The following is a 16,468-nucleotide window of genomic DNA, read 5'->3' as shown; positions in this document are numbered from 1 at the left end:
CGCCCTGTGAACTTGGTACAGGCCAATCGGGATGTTGGCTCAGACCAATTGGTGTGTCAAGGAGGTACCGGGCCGCCGCGTTGTACGCACTCGACCCGGAAGCAGGTGGATTGGACCGTTCATGAATATTTGGTGAGGCTTCGGGGGAGCCACTGGGCAGGAGCCGGGCTCGCGGGGTACGGCCGGTTCCCGGCGACCCGTTCCGACCCGTTCCCGGCGGCCCGTTCCCGTCCCTCGGCTCGCTACCGCCCGCGGTCCTCGGGGCATCAGACCCCGAAGAGCGCCAACGACGGCCCCAGTCCGTGCAGTTCGACCGGGACAGTACGGTGCGCCTCCCACCCCGCGCGGTCCAGGCGCAGCCGAAGCAGAGTGCGGGCCTCGCCCCGTACCGACACCGTCTCCAGCCCGTCCGGACGGTAGCCGAGCTTCTCCGAGACGCGCAGCGACCCCGAGTTGTCGGTCATCGCCGCCGACGTCAGACACCGCGCTCCCAGCCCCTCGAACGCCAGGTGCAGCGCCGCCGCCCGCATCTCCGTGCCGAAGCCGCGCCCTTGGTGTGCCTGCCCCAGCCACGATCCGGTGTGCGCCTCGCCGGTCACCGCGAAGTCCGTCGCGCCCAGGTCCTGGCGGCCCACGACGGTCCCCTCGCGGCTGACGGCCAGGCTCAGCGTCCAGTCCCGTGCGGTCCAGGCGGCCACCGTGCCGAGCACGTGCTGAAAGGTCGCCCGCCCCCGTTCGCCGGGGCTCGCGTCCGTCCACGGCACGGTGAACGGCATCCGGTCCTCGTCGTGCACTCCGGCGGCTGCGACGGCGGCCAGTTCGGACAGGCTCTCCAGACCCGGGAGCCGCAGCTCAAGACGCGGGGTGGTGATCCGGAGTCCGTACAGGGGCCAGAAATGAGCGTCCATGAACGGAGCCTGCCGAACCGGTCGTCGGGGTGTCGACCGAATTACTCCGGACACAGCCCGTCCGGCCGCACCATCCGCCACAGCGGCGGCGGACTCGCCACCGTCACCAGGTCGGCGGGCACGATGCCGGCGAGCCCGTCCAGGCTCGCGGCCGTCAGTTCCAGCCGGCGCGGATCCGCCCCCGGATGGAACAGCGCGTGGTCGTAGATGAGCTGGTAGGAGAGGTCGCCGTGTCGTTTGCGCTCGGTCAGGACGCGCGTCGGCCGCAGAAGCTCCGCGCGCGGCGTGTCGAGCAGATCGGCGTCGCTGCGGCCGGTGAACAGCGAGATGACGACCTTCGTGCAGAGGGTCGACCGGAGACACGGCTCCGGCTTCTCCGGCCGCGCGAGCCGGCGCTCGGCATCGGTGACGCCGGCTTCGGTGATCGCGTACCGCTTCCGCTCGGGACCCCCGCCGTCCGCCGTCCCGTCAGTGCGGGCGGAGGAGGCGGGCCCGCCGATTCATTGACAGGCCCAACGCCGGTTGTTTGGATGCGGCAAGCGCTTTCTGGCCGAGTTTGGAGCATCCCTTGCAGCTCTCGCGCCGCACCCTGCTGACGATGTTGCCCGCGTCCACCCTGCTCGCCGTCGCCGCGCCCCTGCGGGCGCGAGCCGCCGGGCTGCCGACCGCAACGACGCCCACGACAGCCACGACAGCCACGGGCGACGGGGCCGCCGCCGCGGACCCGGGCGCCAACCACGCCGCGCTCCTCGCCAACACCGTCGCGATCTTCGCGGGCACGGCCGAGTCCAACGCCCGCCCCGAAGTGGCCGCCAAGCTCGCCGCCATCACCTCGACCGCGCGCACCCGCCTCACCGCACTGGACGGCGCCGGCACCGGGGAACTCTTCAAGGGCCTCCCCCTCGGCACGAGCGACGCGAACCTCAACACCTCGTACCAGTACCTGTACGAGATCGCCCTCGCCACCCGCACGCCCGGCCCCGCCGCCTCGGACCTCCGGGAGAACGCGAGCGTCCAACGGCGCGTCATCGACGGCCTGGTGCTGCTCCACGACACGTACTACGGCGACCAGTCGAAGGGTTACTACGGCAACTGGTTCAACTGGGAGATCGGCATCTCGGCGAGCGTCAGCAGGACATTCGTCCTGCTGAAGGACCAACTCGCCGCGTACGAGCCGGATCTGGTCAGCACGTATGTCGCCTCGATGGACGCCTATCTGCGCAACGGCAAGGACGGCGACGTCGACCTCGACTCGCGCTTCCACACCGGCGCCAACCTCGCCGACATCACCACCAACCGGATCCTCCAGGGCGCGGTGACCGGCGACGAGGCGCGCGTGGTCAAGGCGGTCGCAGACCAGCTCACGGTGTACGCGACGGTCGATCCGTACCGCCCCCGGCACGGTGTCACCGACGGCTTCTACGCGGACGGCTCCTTCATCCAGCACGACTCCGTCGCCTACACGGGCTCCTACGGCAAGGTCCTGCTCACGCGCGCCGTACAGACCGTCAAGATCCTCGAAGGGACCGATTACGTCGGCGCGGACAGCGGCAGCGGTGCCGGAACCGGAACCGCCGAACTGGTGGCCGTGGTGCGGGGCTGGGTGGCGGACGGCTTCGCCCCGCTCATCTTCGAGGGCTGGATGATGGAGATCGTCAAGGGCCGCGGGGTGTCGCGGACGGCGACCGGTTACACGGACGTCGCCGTCGTCGTCGAGGCCGTCGTCGACCTCTCGGGACATTCCACCGGCGCCGACGCCACCGCCCTCCGGGGGTACGTGAAGTTCGTCCGCCGGACGTCGAAGGCCACACTCGACCCGGCCGTCTTCGTCTCACCGGTCAGCGTCGCGCGCTACGCGGACATCCTCGCCGACACGTCCGTCCCGGCCGCCGACCTCGGGGACGCCGAGAGCCACACCGCGTTCAACGCGATGGACAAGACCGTGCACCGGCGCCCCGGTTACGCGTTCGCGCTGGCCCGCAGCTCGGACCGGATCAGCAAGTACGAGTACATGAGCGGCGAGAACCTGATGCCGTGGTTCCAGGGCGACGGCGCGCACTATCTGTACCTCGCGGGACAGGACCAGACCCGGTCCTTCGGCATCGACTACTACACGACCGTGTCGCCGTACCGGCTCGCCGGCGTCACCGCGCCCGTGGAGACCCGCCGGACGATCCCCGAGCTGTACGGCACCGCCTGGTACGACAACCCGGAGCGCGGCTTCACCTCGTCCTCCGAGTCACAGAACACCTACGTCTACTTCCCGCGCGGCACCAACACCCTGTCCGGGGGCGCGCGCCTCGGCGCGTACGGCGCGGCCGGCCTCGTGCTGGGCGACGACGTCGCGTACGCGGCGAAGCAGGCGGGCGAGCTGCCCGACGACTTCGTCGTCCACCGCAACGCCACCGCCACCAAGTCGTGGTTCATGCTCGACGACGAGATCGTCGTCCTGGCGGCCGGGGTCGGTGACGCGGCGGGCCGCGCGGTGACGACCACGCTCGACAGCAGGATCGCCGAGGCGTCGGACGACGTCACGGTGACGGGGCGGCTGCGCGACGGCGCGCGGTGGCCGGGCGGGGACGGCGAAGGGGGTACGGCGCCGGCGCCGGTGGCCTGGCTGCGATACGCCGACGCCGGGCACGGGGTCTCGGTCGGGTACGTGTTCCTGGACGGGGGCGGGGGCAGCCGTCCGACGGTCTCGCTCGACACGGTCACCAGGAGCCGCCGCGTCGTACGCACGTCCAACCCCGACACCCCGGTCACCAAGCGGGTGTTCTCCCTCTCCGTCGGTCAACCGGTGGGTGCGCGACGGCTGTCGATGGCGCACGCGCTCGTACCGAACGCCACGGAGCGGCAGTTGACGGCGTACGGCGCGGGGACCGGGCACGGGAACGGCGCGGGGACCGGGCACGGGAACGGCGCGGGGCGCGGACCGCTGTCGGTCCTCGCCAACACCACCCGCGTCCAGGCCGTCGAACACCGCGGGCTGTCCCTCCTCGCCGCCAACACCTTCACGCCCGGCACGCACCGGGCCGGTCGTCTGTGGATCGACGGCGCCGCGTCGGTGATCCTGCGGACGGCGCGCGACGGCACGGTCTCGATCGCGGTCTGCGACCCGACGATGGGGCGGGACACGGTCTCGGTCACCGTGCGCGGCCGATGGCTGCGCCCCGTGTCGTCCGACGAGGGGGTCCGTGTCCGCAAGGTCCTCGGCGGCACCCGGATCGACGTCGACACCCACCGGACACACGGGCGCAGCCTGACGGCACGGCTGCGCTGAGCCGTGTCGGCGGATAGTCCCGCCCGGCCGGCGACGCCCGGCGTCGACATCTCTCCCCGCGTCCGAAATCCGCTCCCGTGGGCGAATTTCGGCCAACGATTGAGCTGACACGCGTTCACAGACAACCCACAGCACCTCCCCCGCCTCTCCCTGGCAGGGGAGACAGTTCCGCGATCGGAGACCGTACTTCGCGCCGGCTGTCCGTCCACGCAGGCATTCGGAGAACTCGGAACACCCGGAAAACGAGGAACGATGACCAGAACGCACAACGCCGGGCTCCGGCGTTCGGTGCTGGCCGCCACCGCGGCGCTCGCCGTGACCGCGGGTGTCGTGGCCGCGGCGCCCGAAGGCGAGGCGGCGCAGACCACGCCGAAGCTCAGCCTGATCGCCGCGACCAAGTCGCTGACGCTCGACTCGTGGAAGGAGGACCCGGGCGTCTATCTCGACCTCGGTACCTACCTGACGGCCGAGGGCGCGCCCTTCGAACTCAAGGTGACCCGCAAGTCGTACAAGGACCCGGTCGTCGCGGAGCAGATCATCCACGACGGCGACAAGACCAGCACCAAGGCCCTGCCGGCCGGGCTGGTCAAGGACTTCTCGGGGCTGCCGGGCTTCGCGCAGATCACCATCACCGACACGAACCGCAAGGTCGTCGTCAACAGGACCGAGAAGTACTGCCCGAACAACGCCGCCGGGCGCATCGACCCCGACGGACCGGCCAAGTCGAAGTACCCGGAGAGCTGCCCGGAGAACGCGTTCACCCTCGGTTCGGTGTGGGGCGTCGAGAAGGGCTGGGCTTCCAACACGTACGCGGGTTACTCCTCCCAACCGGTCGAACTCGCCGCCGGGAAGTACCAGGCCAAGGTGTCGGTGACCAAGCGCTACCGCGACCTCTTCGGCATCTCCAGCAAGCCGCAGCTCATCAACCTGACGGTGCGCGAGCGCAGTTGGGAGGACGAGGAGGGCGCCGCCGGGCTCCGCGGCAAGAGCGCGGCGTCCGGCCACGGCGACCACAGCGGCCACGACATGGCGAACATGAAGGGCATGGCCGGGATGTCGGGTCACGCCGGCCACGGCGCGGCGCGCTCCGCGGCCCCGGCCGCCCCGACGAGCGGCGCCGGTCCCTCGTACAACGTGGGCCACGGCCCGCTGATCCCCGCGCCGCCAGCCCTGCCGTGGGCGCTGAAGAACGCCTCGCTGAGGACCGCGACGGCTCCCGTCGGTGACGGTCCCGGCCGCACGGACGGCTCCCGCAAGGCACCCGCCGTACAGCCCAACGCCAAGCGCCCGACCGGCAAGGCGTCGGTGCCGGACGTGCCGAAGCCCGACCTGCGGTCGCTGCCCGCCTACGGCATCGAGATCAGCGACGGCGGCCAGGACGTCAAGGGCAAGGACTACCTCGCCTTCAGCGCCAACGTCTGGAACGCCGGTCCCGCGCAGCTCGTCGTGGACGGCTTCCGCAGCCCCGGCAAGGAGCTGATGGACGCCTACCAGTACTTCTACGACGCGGACGGCAAGCAGGTCGGCTACACCCCCACCGGCACCATGGAGTGGGACCCGCGGCCGGGCCACGAGCACTGGCACTTCACCGACTTCGCCAGCTACCGGCTGCTGAAGGCGGACCAGAAGGAGACGGTGCGCAGCGGCAAGGAGGCGTTCTGCCTGGCGAACACCGACGCCGTCGACTACACGGTGAAGAACGCCAACTGGCACCCGGGCAACACCGACCTGTCCACCGCGTGCGGCCAGGAGAACTCGATCTCCGTCCGTGAGGTGCTGGACGTCGGCTCCGGCGACACCTACACGCAGGACCTGCCGGGTCAGTCCTTCGACATCACCAACCTGGCGAACGGCACGTACTACATCCAGGTGCTCGCCAACCCCGAGAACCGTCTCAAGGAGACGAACCTCGACAACAACAGCGCTCTGCGCAAGGTGGTCCTGGGCGGCAAGCCGGGCGCGCGCACGGTGAAGGTGCCGGCGCACGACCTGGTCGACGCCAACTGACCTCGTCCGCACGGCGGTCACCGCTGATCGGCCCCCGGGTTCCTCCGCCCCGGGGGCCGATGCCGTCCACGGCGCGGGCGGCGCGCTCCGGCCCGCCGACCACCGGTGCCCTGGACCTCGCGCCTGTGCGATCCCACTCCGTGGTCAGCCGTGTCTCAGCCTCCCCCCGCTCGCTGAAACCGTGGTGTGACAGCCGTGAAAGCGGTCGGGCCGAAGCTCTGGGTCAGAAGGAACGGCGCGAGCCCACCGGGGGCCGCCGCGGAGCTGAGGAGTAATTCATCATGACGATCACCCTTACCGTCCAGGACAAGGTCGCCCTGCGGACCGCCGCTTACGGCGCCGTCACACTGATGAGCGCCGCCGGTGCCGCCCGGTCGCCGCACCGGGCCGCCACCGAGGGCAGCATCGCCCTGGCCAACGCGACCGGTCCGGTCGGGCACGTGCTCGCCGAGAAGACGAAGATCAAGGACCTGAACCACAAGTCCACGGCCGAACTCGCCGACCGCGTGCTGCCGGCCCTGACCGCGACCATGAGTCTGCTCAAGGAGCAGGACCCGGCGGAGGCCGACAACTTCCGCGGCGCCGTCATCGTCGCCGTCGAGGCATCCGCCCGGACCCACCGCGGCGAGCCCGGCCCCGCCATGGCCGAAATGGCACGCAAGATCACCGGGGCCCTCGACGCCGCCTGACGGGCGGCGTGGTGCTCAACGGGGCCCGTGCCCGGTCGGCCGGGAAGTCCGCGCCGATCGGTCGCCCCACTGGTCGGAACCCGTCCGCGAACCTCGTTCCCGAGGAATCGCGGGCGGGTTCAGCCGCGTTCGGTGGGTGGGCGGGTTCAGCCGCGTTCGGTGGGCGGGCGGCCCGGCGGTCCCGGGGCGGCGGGGCCGGTCCCGCCCGTCGGCGCCTTGGCTAATCTGCACGGGTGACTACCGACCTGACCCTGCTGCCACGTGTCGCCCATCGCGGGCACGAGGTCACCGCGCCCCGGCTCCGCGGGCTCCTCGCGCTGCTCGCGGGCGATCTGCGTACGGGATGCAGCACCGAGCGGCTGGTGGAGGGGCTCTGGCAGCCCGACGAGTTGCCGGAGCGGCCGGGGCGGGCACTACAGGTCCTGGTGTCCCGCGCGCGGGCGCAACTGGGCGCCGATCTCATCGCGAGCACGCCGACCGGATACCGGCTCGCCCTCGCCGAGGACCAGGTCGACACCTCCGCACTGCTGCTGCACGCCGCCGCGAGCGCGGACCGGGCCAGGGCGGGGGACTACGCGGGATCCCTCGCCGCCGCCGAGGCCGGCCTCGCGCTGTGGGAGGGCACACCCGAAGGCGCCGGGGACACCGACGACCCCGTATACGCGTTGCGCGCCGAGCGCGAGCCGGTGCGCGGAGCCCTCATACGTGCGCGGGCGCTCGCGCTCGCGCGCCTGGGACGGCACTCGGAGGCAGCGGGTCCGCTCGGCGTGGCCGCCTCCGAGCACCCGCGTGACGAGGAGGTGCTCGCCGAACTGCTGCGCGGCGTGGCGGCGACGGCCGGCCCCTCCGCCGCGCTGGCGCGGTACGAGGCGTACCGCCGCGAGCTGCGCGACGACCTCGGCACGGATCCGGGCGCCGGGCTCAAGGCCGTACAGCAGGAGTTGCTGCTCGGCGAGGCGCCGGTGGTCAGGCACGGCGTACCGCACGAGCCGAACCCGCTCCTCGGCCGGGACGCGCACATCGCCGCCCTCCAGGGGCTGCTCCGCACCTCCCGCGCCGTCACCGTCGTCGGGCCCGGCGGGCTCGGCAAGACCCGGATCGCCCACGCCGTCAGCCGACGGGCCGAGCAGCGGGTGGTGTATTTCGTACCGCTCGCCGGTGTCACCGCCGACGCGGACGTCGCCGCCGAGGTGGCCTCCGCGCTCGGCACGGGCGAGGGGCGGCCCGGCGCCGGGGGCGGCACCGGCCACGCCGCGCTGGTGTCCGGCATCCTCGGCGTGCTCGGCACCGGGCAGGCGCTGCTGGTGCTGGACAACTGCGAGCAGGTCGTGCGCGGCGCCTCCGATCTCGTACGGGCCCTGGTCTCGTCCTCGAAGGACCTGCGGGTGCTCGCCACCAGCAGGGCGCCCCTCGGTCTCACGTCGGAGGCGGTGTACGCGCTGCCGGAGCTGGGGCTCGCCACCTCCGTCGAGCTGTTCACGCAGCGGGCGCGGGCCGCCCGGCCCGGGGTGGAGCTGCCGCCGGACGCGGTGGCCGGGCTCTGCCGCCATCTCGACGGGCTGCCGCTCGCCGTGGAGCTGGCGGCGGCGCGGGTGCGGGTGCTCTCGGTGCAGGAGATCGCCCGCCGGCTCGGCGACCGGTTCGCGCTGCTGCGCGGCGGGGCGCGTGACGTACCGGAGCGCCACCGCACGCTGTACGCGGTCGTGGAGTGGAGCTGGAACCTCCTCGCGGAGGACGCCCGGGCGGCGCTGCGTCTGCTGTCCGTCTTCCCCGGCGGCTTCTCCGGCGAGGCGGCGGAACGGGTCCTGGGCGAGGACGCGCTGTTCCTCCTGGAGCAGCTCGCCGACCAGTCGCTGCTCACCGTCGCCGAGACCCCGTCCGGTGTGCGGTTCCGGATGCTGGAGACGGTACGGGAGTTCACCGCCGCCCGGCGCACGGAGGCGGGCGAGGACGAGGAGGCCGTCGACCGCTTCCTGGCCTGGGCACGGGAGTTCGGGGTCACGTACCACGACTGGTTCTTCGGTTCGGAACCGCTCACCGCCTGGGAGCTGATCAGGGCCGAGCAGGACAACCTCGTACTCGCCCTGCGCCATGCCCGGGCCCGTACGGACGGCCCCACCCTCGCCGCCCTCACCGCCGTACTCGCCGCACTGTGGTCCACCGACTCCGGCTATCCCCGCCTCGCCGCGCTCGCCGCGGAGACCGGCCCGGCGCTGTCGCACTACCACCCGGAGCCCGAGTACGTCGAAGTCGCCCGCAGCGCGGCGGCGTTGTGCACGGCGAGCCTCTTCATGGGCCACGGCCCCGTCGCCGTACGCCAGCTCGTCACCCTCCGGCGGCTGCCCGCGGCCCCGCCGGACACACTGATGCGCGCCGTCGCGGCGGTCCTGAGCGCGATCCCCGAGATGCTGCCTCCCGACTACCGCGTGCTGCTGGAGCTCTGCGAGAGCGAGCATCCGCTGGTCGCCGGTGCCGCCGAGTGCATCGCCAGCTACGTCTGGGAGTACGAGCACGACATCGACCGCGCGCTGGTCTCGGCCCGCCGGATCCTCGCAGAGCTGAGCCCGGTCGACAATCCGTCCACGCAGCTCATGGGGCACTCCCGGCTCAGTGAGCTGTGTCTGCGGACGGGGCGGGGCGATGAGGCGTACGACCACCTCAAGGCGGCGCTCGACGTGGCGCCGCGGCTCGGTGACGGGCACGACTACACCTTCATCCGTACGAGCCTCGTCCTCGCCTGTCTTCAGCGCGACGACCCCGACGAGGCCGAGTACTGGCTGCGGCAGGCGGAGAGCGACAACATCGCGGAGCAGGACACGCTCTACCGGCCCGGTCTCGGCGGGCGCGCGGAGATCGCGCTCGCCCGGGGGCTGACGGAGGTCGGACTCGGCCTGTGGCGCAGCGCCTTGGAGCGGATACCGGTGGGCGGCCGGGCGGACGACGACCTCTGGCTCGACCCGTGGGCGCTGCACATGCAGTCGGCGGCGGTGACGGCGCACGCGCACGCGGGCCGTGTCGAGTTGGTCGCGCTGCCGGTCGACCGACTGCGGCGCGGGCTGCGGACCCTGCTCGACGGTCCGCCGGGGTCGCCCATGGAGCTGCCGGTGTTCGGATCGCTGCTGCACGCGCTGGGGATGGTGGGGCTCGCGTCGGGGGGCGCCGGGGAGGGGGACGGTGGTGTGGCGGGGGTCGGTGTCGGTGTCGGTGTCGGTGTCGGTGAGGATGCGGGTTCCGGGGCCGGGGCCGGGGCCGTACGGATGATCGCGCTGGCCGAACGGCTGCGGGCGCCGCGCGAGTTCCAGCCGACGATGTCGGCGGACCGCGCCCGTAAAGCGGCCGTGGACGCCGACGGGGCGGCGTACGCCGACGCTGTCTCGGAGTACGCCGCCCTGGGGCGGGACGAGTTGCGGGAGGCGGCCCGTGCCGTCATGTCCGTTACTTCGGGTCGCTGTTGAACTGCGCCTTGGACCAGTGGTAGCCGAGGGCGGAGAGAGCCAGACACCAGGCGAGGGCGAGCCAGCCGTTGTGGCCGATCTCGGTGCCGAGGAGCAGTCCGCGCAGGGTCTCGATGGCGGGTGTGAAGGGCTGGTACTCGGCGATGGGCCGGAACCAGCCCGGCATCGTGTCGGCCGGGATGAACGCGCTGGAGATGAGCGGGAGCAGGATCAGCGGCATGGCCATGTTGCCGGCGGCCTCGGCGTTGGGGCTGGCCAGGCCCATTCCGACGGCGATCCAGGTGAGGGCGGTGGCGAAGAGCGCGAGCAGGCCGAAGGCCGCGAGCCACTCCAGGACCGTGGCGTCGGTGGAGCGGAAGCCGATGGCCACCGCGACGGCGCCGACGAGGACCAGGCTGGCGAGCACCTGGAGGACGCTGCCGACGACGTGCCCGATGATCACGGACCCGCGGTGGATGGCCATCGTGCGGAAGCGGGCGATGATCCCCTCGGTCATATCGGTGGAGACGGAGACCGCTGCCCCGATGACCGTGCTTCCGATGGTCATCATGAGGATGCCGGGGACGAGGTAGGCGATGTAGTCGGCGCGGTCGGCGCCGCCGCCGCCGATGCCCGCGCTCATCACGTCGCCGAAGATGTAGACGAAGAGGAGCAGGAGCATGATCGGTGTGAGCAGCAGGTTGAGGGTCAGGGAGGGGTAGCGGCGCGCGTGCAGGAGGTTGCGGCGCAGCATGGTGTGCGAGTCGCGGACGGCGAGGGCGAGGGTGCTCATCGGGCGTTCTCCTTGGACTGGCCGGGGACGGCGACGGGGTCGGTGGTGCTGGTGAGGGCGAAGAAGACGTCGTCGAGGTCGGGGGTGTGGACGGTGAGTTCGTCTGCTTCGATGCCCGCCGTGTCGAGCCGGTCGAGGATGGAGCGCAGTTCGCGCTGGCTGCCGTCGGAGGGGATCTGGAGTGACAGCGCCTCGTCGTGCCTGGTGGCGTCGCGCAGGGACACCGCGGCGCTCTGGTAGGTGGCGGGGTCGGTGAAGCGGAGGCGTACGTGTCCGCCGGGGATGAGCCGTTTCAGTTCCTCGGCGGTGCCCTCGGCGGCGATCCGGCCGTCGTCGAGCACCGCGATCCGGTCGGCGAGTTCGTCGGCCTCCTCCAGGTACTGGGTGGTGAGGAAGACGGTGACGCCGCCGGCGACCAGAGCGCGGATGATGCCCCACATGGTGTGACGGCTGCGCGGGTCGAGGCCGGTGGTCGGCTCGTCGAGGAAGATGATCCGCGGACCGCCGACCAGTGTCATCGCGATGTCGAGCCGTCGCTTCATACCGCCGGAGTACGTCGACGCGGGCTTCCTCGCGGCCTCGGTGAGACCGAACCGCTCCAGCAGTCCGGCACACACCCGCCGTCCCTCCTCCCGGGACAGATGGTGCAGGTCGGCCATCAGGAGCATGTTCTCCTCACCGGTGATCAGACCGTCGACCGCCGAGAACTGTCCCGTGACACCGATCGCCGCCCGTACCGACTGCGCGTCCGCGGCCAGATCGTGGCCGCCGACCCGGGCCCGCCCGCCGTCCGCGGCGATCAGCGTCGACAGGATCTTCACGGCCGTCGTCTTCCCGGCACCGTTCGGCCCCAGCAACGCGAACACCGAACCGGTCGGCACGACCAGATCGACACCGTCCAGGACGACCTTGCCCCCGTACGACTTGCGCAGCCCCTTGGCCGCTATGGCGAGTGATTCGTCAGTGGTTTCGTCAGTGGTTGTCGTCATGCCGCAGAGACTGCGGCAGGGCGCATTCAGCGCTGTTTCAGAGCGGTTTCACCAGCCTGGAACGGGGCCGAGGTCCCCGGAGGGCCCGTCGTCACCACCGTCGACGCACGGTCGCCTTGCCCCCGGTCACCAGGCTGGCAGGCGGTACGTCATCCGCCACGACCGCCCCCGCGGCGACCACGGCGTCACGGCCGATGGTGACACCGGGAAGGATCGTGGCACCGGCGCCGATCCACACGTTCTCCCCGACCTCGATGGGCGCGCCACTCAGCCACCCCCTTCGCTCCTCGGGATCGACCGGGTGACCGATGGTGATGAACGTGGCCTTCGGACCCACCATCACGCCCTCGCCGAGCCTGATGCCGGCGTAGTCGAGGAACGTGCAGTTCTGGTTGATGAACACGCGCCCGGCCAGCTCCAGATGGTGGCCGTGGTCCGTGTAGAAGGGCGGATGGATCGTGACTCTCGGCGGCAGCGGCCTGCCGAGGATCTGCTCGAACAGTTCCGCCTTGCCCGCGTCCTCGTCGAAGGGCAGGACGTTCAGGCGGGAGGTCAGCTCGGTGGCCCGCAGGACCCTGTCGGCCATGGCCCGGAACTCGGGGCTGTGGATGCGCATGAGACGGTCGTTGGTCATCGGGGGGATCCCTTTCCGGACTCGGAGTCGCGGTCGCGGCCGGCGCTGTCGCGGTCGCCGTCGCCATCGGCGCCGCCATCGGTATCGCCGCAGGGGGGCGCCGAGGCCCAGGACGGCAGCCAGACCGGCTCGGAGAGCCTCGGCAGACTCCGCAGATGGGCGACGATCCGGCGCAGCCCCGGATGCGGATTCGTGCTGGGGAGCATGAGCGAGAGCGGATAGGCGAGGACCGGATCCACGACGGGGATCCGGCGCAGGTCGTGCCCGTCCGGCCAGACGTACCGGTCGCGCGCCCCGACGAGAGTGGCCACGTCCGGGGAGCCCGCGAGGGTGTCCAGGAGTACCTCGTCCCCGAAGTGCGGGCCCGCCGCGTCGACACGCAGGTCGAATTCGGTGACGAGCTCGTCGTAGAACTCCGCCCATTCACTGCGGGGCGCGATGCCCGGCACCCATATCCGGTGCTTGCGCAACTGGCGTGGCGTCAGGCTCCGTGCGGAGGCCAGCGGGTGCCCGGGACCGACGAGAAGTTCCAGCGGGGAGTCGAACGCGCGGATCATCCGCACGCCGGGCGGGGGACCGTCCGGGGCGGTGACCGTACGGAACGAGGCGTCGACATCGCCCGATTCGACGGCGGCGGCGGCCACGCGCGGGTCCTCGACCCGGAGGGTCACCACGTCGAGACCGGTCTCGGGACGCGACCGCCAGTAGTCGTGCAGCACGACGGCCTGCGCGCTGCGCAGACCGAGTACGTCGATCCGCAGGGCTCGCGAGCCCGGCCCGACCGAGGCGACGGCGCGCTCGACACCCGCCACGATGCTCCGCGCGTGGGGGAGGAACGCCTGACCGTCGAGCGTCAGCTCGACCCCCCGGGCGGTGCGGGTGAAGAGACGGACGTCCAACTCCCGCTCCAGGGCGGCGATCCGCTTGGAGACCGCCTGTTGCGTCACGCCCAGCTCATCGGCCGCACGCCTCAACTGCCCGAGCCCGGCGGCCCGGACGAACGATCGCAGTGCCTCGGTGTCCACGGCTTCACCCTAGGCACGCACAACCGGCCGTTGTGGCGCGCCGGGGATCAGTTGTCCGCGTCGGACCCGCCGGCCGCCGCGTCCTCGGCGGGGGTGTCGTGCAGTCCGAGACGGAGGTGTTCGATGTGGAAGAGGGCCTGGTCGAGGAGTTCGGCGACATGGTGGTCGTACAGGGCGTAGACGATCGAGCGGCCTTCACGCTCTCCGGTGACCAGGCCCAGGTTCCGCAGCAGGCGCAGCTGGTGGGAGCAGGCGGATGCCTCCATGCCGACGGCTTCGGCGAGGTCGCCCACCGCGCACGGGCCCTCCTGGAGCCGGGCCAGGATCCGTAGCCGCGAAGGGGTGGCGAGCGCCTGGAGGGTCGCGGCGACGTCCGCGGTGCCGACCGCGTCGAGGCGTTCGCGGGTGGTGGCGGAGTTCCGGGCGTCTGTTCCATGACCCATGCCGGCCATCCTAACGATGACACCTGAAGACCTGTTCATATATTCCTGTACGGTGGACGCGTCGTCCTCTCCGCCCGCGAAGGGTTCCTCCGTCATGCCTCCAGCCGTACTCAGGCGCCCGGCTCCGCCCATCGGGGGCCGCGGGGCTCTCGCTCCCCGGCGCCGCACACCCGTGCTCGCGCTGTCCGAGGCCCGCTGGGCCGGAGCCGCCCTGGCGCTCTTCCTGATCGCCCTGCCACTCCAACTCACGGGCGCTCCCGCGTGGTTGTGGGGCCCGCTGTACGCGGTCGCCTATGTCACCGGCGGCTGGGAACCGGCCTGGGCCGGGCTCACGGCACTGCGGGAGAAGACCCTCGACGTGGATCTGCTGATGATCGTCGCCGCGATCGGCGCGGCCTCGATCGGGCAGGTGATGGACGGCGCGCTGCTGATCGTCATCTTCGCCACCTCGGGCGCGCTGGAGGCGCTGGCCACCGCCCGTACCCAGGACGCGGTACGCGGCCTGCTCGATCTCGCTCCCACGACCGCGAACCGTCTCCGCGACGACGGCGCCGAGGAGACCGTCGCCACCGGCGAACTCGTCGTGGGCGACACGATCCTCGTCCGGCCCGGCGAGCGCGTCGGCGCGGACGGGCGGGTACGGGAGGGGGCGAGCGAGGTCGACCAGGCGACGATCACCGGCGAGCCCCTGCCGGTGGCCAAGGAGCCCGGTGACGAGGTCTTCGCCGGCACCCTGAACGGCACCGGCGCCCTGCGGGTGAAGGTGGAGCGCGACGCCGCCGACTCGGTGATCGCCCGGATCGTCACGATGGTCGAGGAGGCGTCCGCGACCAAGGCGCCGACCCAGCTGTTCATCGAGAAGGTCGAACAGCGCTACTCCATCGGCATGGTCGTCGCGACCCTGGCGATCTTCCTCGTTCCACTCACGCTCGGCGGGGAGTTGACGGACTCGCTCCTGCGGGCGATGACGTTCATGATCGTCGCCTCGCCGTGCGCGGTGGTGCTGGCCACCATGCCGCCCCTGCTCTCCGCGATCGCCAACGCGGGCCGCCACGGCGTCCTGGTCAAGTCCGCGGTGGTGATGGAACGACTGGGCCGGATCGACGCGGTCGCCCTCGACAAGACGGGCACCCTCACCGAAGGCACCCCACGGGTCACCGACATCCGCCCCCTGACCGGCTCCGGACTGGACGAGGACACCCTGCTGGCGCTGGCCGCCGGGGCGGAACACCCCAGCGAACACCCGCTGGCCCGCGCCGTCGTGACCGCCGCGCGCACGCGCGGCCTCGACGTGCCGGAGACACGGGACTTCACCTCCGCCCCCGGCGTCGGGGTCACCGCGACCGTCGGAGGCGCGACCGTCGCGGTCGGCGCCCCCGCCCGCCTGCCCGGCGGCGCGGACGGTACGGCCCCGGCGGTCCGTGAGTTGGAGGACGGCGGCCGTACGGTGGTCCTCGTCCTGCGCGACGGTTCGCCCGTCGGGGTCCTGGGCATCGCCGACCGCCCCCGCCCCGACGCCCTCGCCACGGTCGCCTCCCTGACCACCCTCACCGGCGCCGCACCGACGCTCCTGACGGGCGACAACCCGCGAGCCGCCGCCCACCTGGCCGCGGAGCTCGGCATCACCGACGTACGGGCCGGCCTGCTGCCGCAGGACAAGGTCACCGCCGTACGCGACTGGGAGGCGGCCGGGCGCAGGGTCCTGGTGGTCGGCGACGGCGTGAACGACGCCCCCGCCCTGGCCGCCGCGCACACCGGCATCGCCATGGGCCGCGCGGGCTCCGACCTCGCCCTGGAGACCGCCGACGCGGTCGTCGTCCGCGACGAACTCGCCACCGTCCCCGCGGTCCTGAACCTCTCCCGCGCCGCCCGCCGCCTGGTGATCCAGAACCTCGTCATCGCAGGGGTGTTCATCGCCGGCCTCACGATCTGGGACCTGGCGGGCCACCTCCCCCTGCCGCTCGGCGTCCTGGGCCACGAGGGCTCCACGCTCCTGGTCGCCCTCAACGGCCTCCGCCTCCTCCGAGAGACCGCCTGGACCCGCGCGACCACACTCCCCGCTCCCCCGGCCCCGGCCCCGGCAGCCGACCCCGGACAGAGCAAAAGCCCCGGATCACGGCGAGTGAGTTCCGGGGCTTGAGCGGAGCCGCCTTCGGGATTCGAACCCGAGACCTACGCATTACGAGTGCGTTGCTCTGGCCAACTGAGCTAAGGCGGCAAGCTGCGGAGTTGTCTGTCCGCGCACGGTCAGGTTCGCATCAGCAGC

General features: G+C 72.0%; 11 protein-coding genes, 1 tRNA gene and 1 pseudogene. 5 read left to right on the top strand and 8 right to left on the bottom strand.

The window, feature by feature from the left end; translation table 11 throughout:
• Positions 1-266: 266 nt before the first annotated feature.
• Both ACZ61E_RS14200 and ACZ61E_RS14195 read right to left on the bottom strand, forming a co-directional pair.
• Complete coding sequence (locus tag ACZ61E_RS14200; RefSeq protein ID WP_469699924.1) at positions 267-908, bottom strand: GNAT family N-acetyltransferase; 642 nt, start codon at positions 906-908, stop codon at positions 267-269.
• Positions 909-1,039: 131 nt separating this feature from the next.
• Positions 1,040-1,378: pseudogene (locus tag ACZ61E_RS14195) on the bottom strand (PadR family transcriptional regulator); the annotation flags it as partial.
• Positions 1,379-1,476: 98 nt separating this feature from the next.
• Between ACZ61E_RS14195 and ACZ61E_RS14190 the strand changes: the two are divergent.
• The 4 genes from ACZ61E_RS14190 to ACZ61E_RS14175 all read left to right on the top strand — a co-directional run bounded on the left by ACZ61E_RS14190 (position 1,477) and on the right by ACZ61E_RS14175 (position 10,339).
• On the top strand, positions 1,477-4,188 hold the full coding sequence (locus ACZ61E_RS14190; protein WP_469699923.1) for a polysaccharide lyase family 8 super-sandwich domain-containing protein: 2,712 nt from the start codon (positions 1,477-1,479) through the stop codon (positions 4,186-4,188).
• Positions 4,189-4,440: 252 nt separating this feature from the next.
• A complete protein-coding gene (locus tag ACZ61E_RS14185) occupies positions 4,441-6,195 on the top strand; it encodes a lysyl oxidase family protein (protein ID WP_469699922.1) in 1,755 nt (584 codons plus the stop codon).
• Positions 6,196-6,476: 281 nt separating this feature from the next.
• The gene (locus tag ACZ61E_RS14180) at positions 6,477-6,884 is read left to right on the top strand and encodes a hypothetical protein (protein ID WP_469699921.1); all 408 of its coding nucleotides are present in this window, start codon (positions 6,477-6,479) and stop codon (positions 6,882-6,884) included.
• A 233-nt stretch (positions 6,885-7,117) separates the two neighbouring features.
• Positions 7,118-10,339 carry an ATP-binding protein gene (locus ACZ61E_RS14175; RefSeq protein ID WP_469699920.1) on the top strand — a complete coding sequence of 1,074 codons (3,222 nt, stop codon included), beginning with the start codon at positions 7,118-7,120 and terminating at the stop codon, positions 10,337-10,339.
• Here ACZ61E_RS14175 and ACZ61E_RS14170 read toward each other — a convergent pair.
• From ACZ61E_RS14170 to ACZ61E_RS14150, 5 genes are all read right to left on the bottom strand, one after another.
• Entirely contained in the window at positions 10,320-11,111 is a 792-nt protein-coding gene (locus ACZ61E_RS14170) for an ABC transporter permease (protein ID WP_469699919.1), read from the bottom strand. The genes ACZ61E_RS14175 and ACZ61E_RS14170 overlap by 20 nt on opposite strands.
• Positions 11,108-12,100 (bottom strand): ATP-binding cassette domain-containing protein, encoded by a 993-nt coding sequence (locus ACZ61E_RS14165; RefSeq protein ID WP_469699918.1) that lies wholly within the window; start codon positions 12,098-12,100, stop codon positions 11,108-11,110. The genes ACZ61E_RS14170 and ACZ61E_RS14165 overlap by 4 nt, the downstream gene beginning before the upstream one ends.
• A gap of 91 nt (positions 12,101-12,191) precedes the next feature.
• Positions 12,192-12,734, bottom strand: a complete 543-nt coding sequence (locus ACZ61E_RS14160; protein ID WP_469699917.1) for a DapH/DapD/GlmU-related protein — start codon at positions 12,732-12,734, stop codon at positions 12,192-12,194.
• Positions 12,731-13,759, bottom strand: a complete 1,029-nt coding sequence (locus ACZ61E_RS14155; RefSeq protein WP_469699916.1) for a LysR family transcriptional regulator — start codon at positions 13,757-13,759, stop codon at positions 12,731-12,733. The genes ACZ61E_RS14160 and ACZ61E_RS14155 overlap by 4 nt, the downstream gene beginning before the upstream one ends.
• 47 nt (positions 13,760-13,806) lie before the next feature.
• Positions 13,807-14,202, bottom strand: a complete 396-nt coding sequence (locus ACZ61E_RS14150) for an ArsR/SmtB family transcription factor (protein ID WP_469699915.1) — start codon at positions 14,200-14,202, stop codon at positions 13,807-13,809.
• Between the two features lie 94 nt (positions 14,203-14,296).
• Here ACZ61E_RS14150 and ACZ61E_RS14145 point away from each other — a divergent pair, with 94 nt between their 5' ends.
• Positions 14,297-16,342, top strand: coding sequence for a heavy metal translocating P-type ATPase (locus ACZ61E_RS14145; protein ID WP_469699914.1), 2,046 nt, complete (start codon positions 14,297-14,299; stop codon positions 16,340-16,342).
• Between the two features lie 4 nt (positions 16,343-16,346).
• Here ACZ61E_RS14145 and ACZ61E_RS14140 read toward each other — a convergent pair.
• Positions 16,347-16,420 (bottom strand) — tRNA-Thr (locus ACZ61E_RS14140).
• Positions 16,421-16,468 lie beyond the last annotated feature (48 nt).

Source organism: Streptomyces sp. NPDC104581, from assembly GCF_055583685.1.
This window is presented reverse-complemented; position numbering and strand designations above follow the sequence as displayed.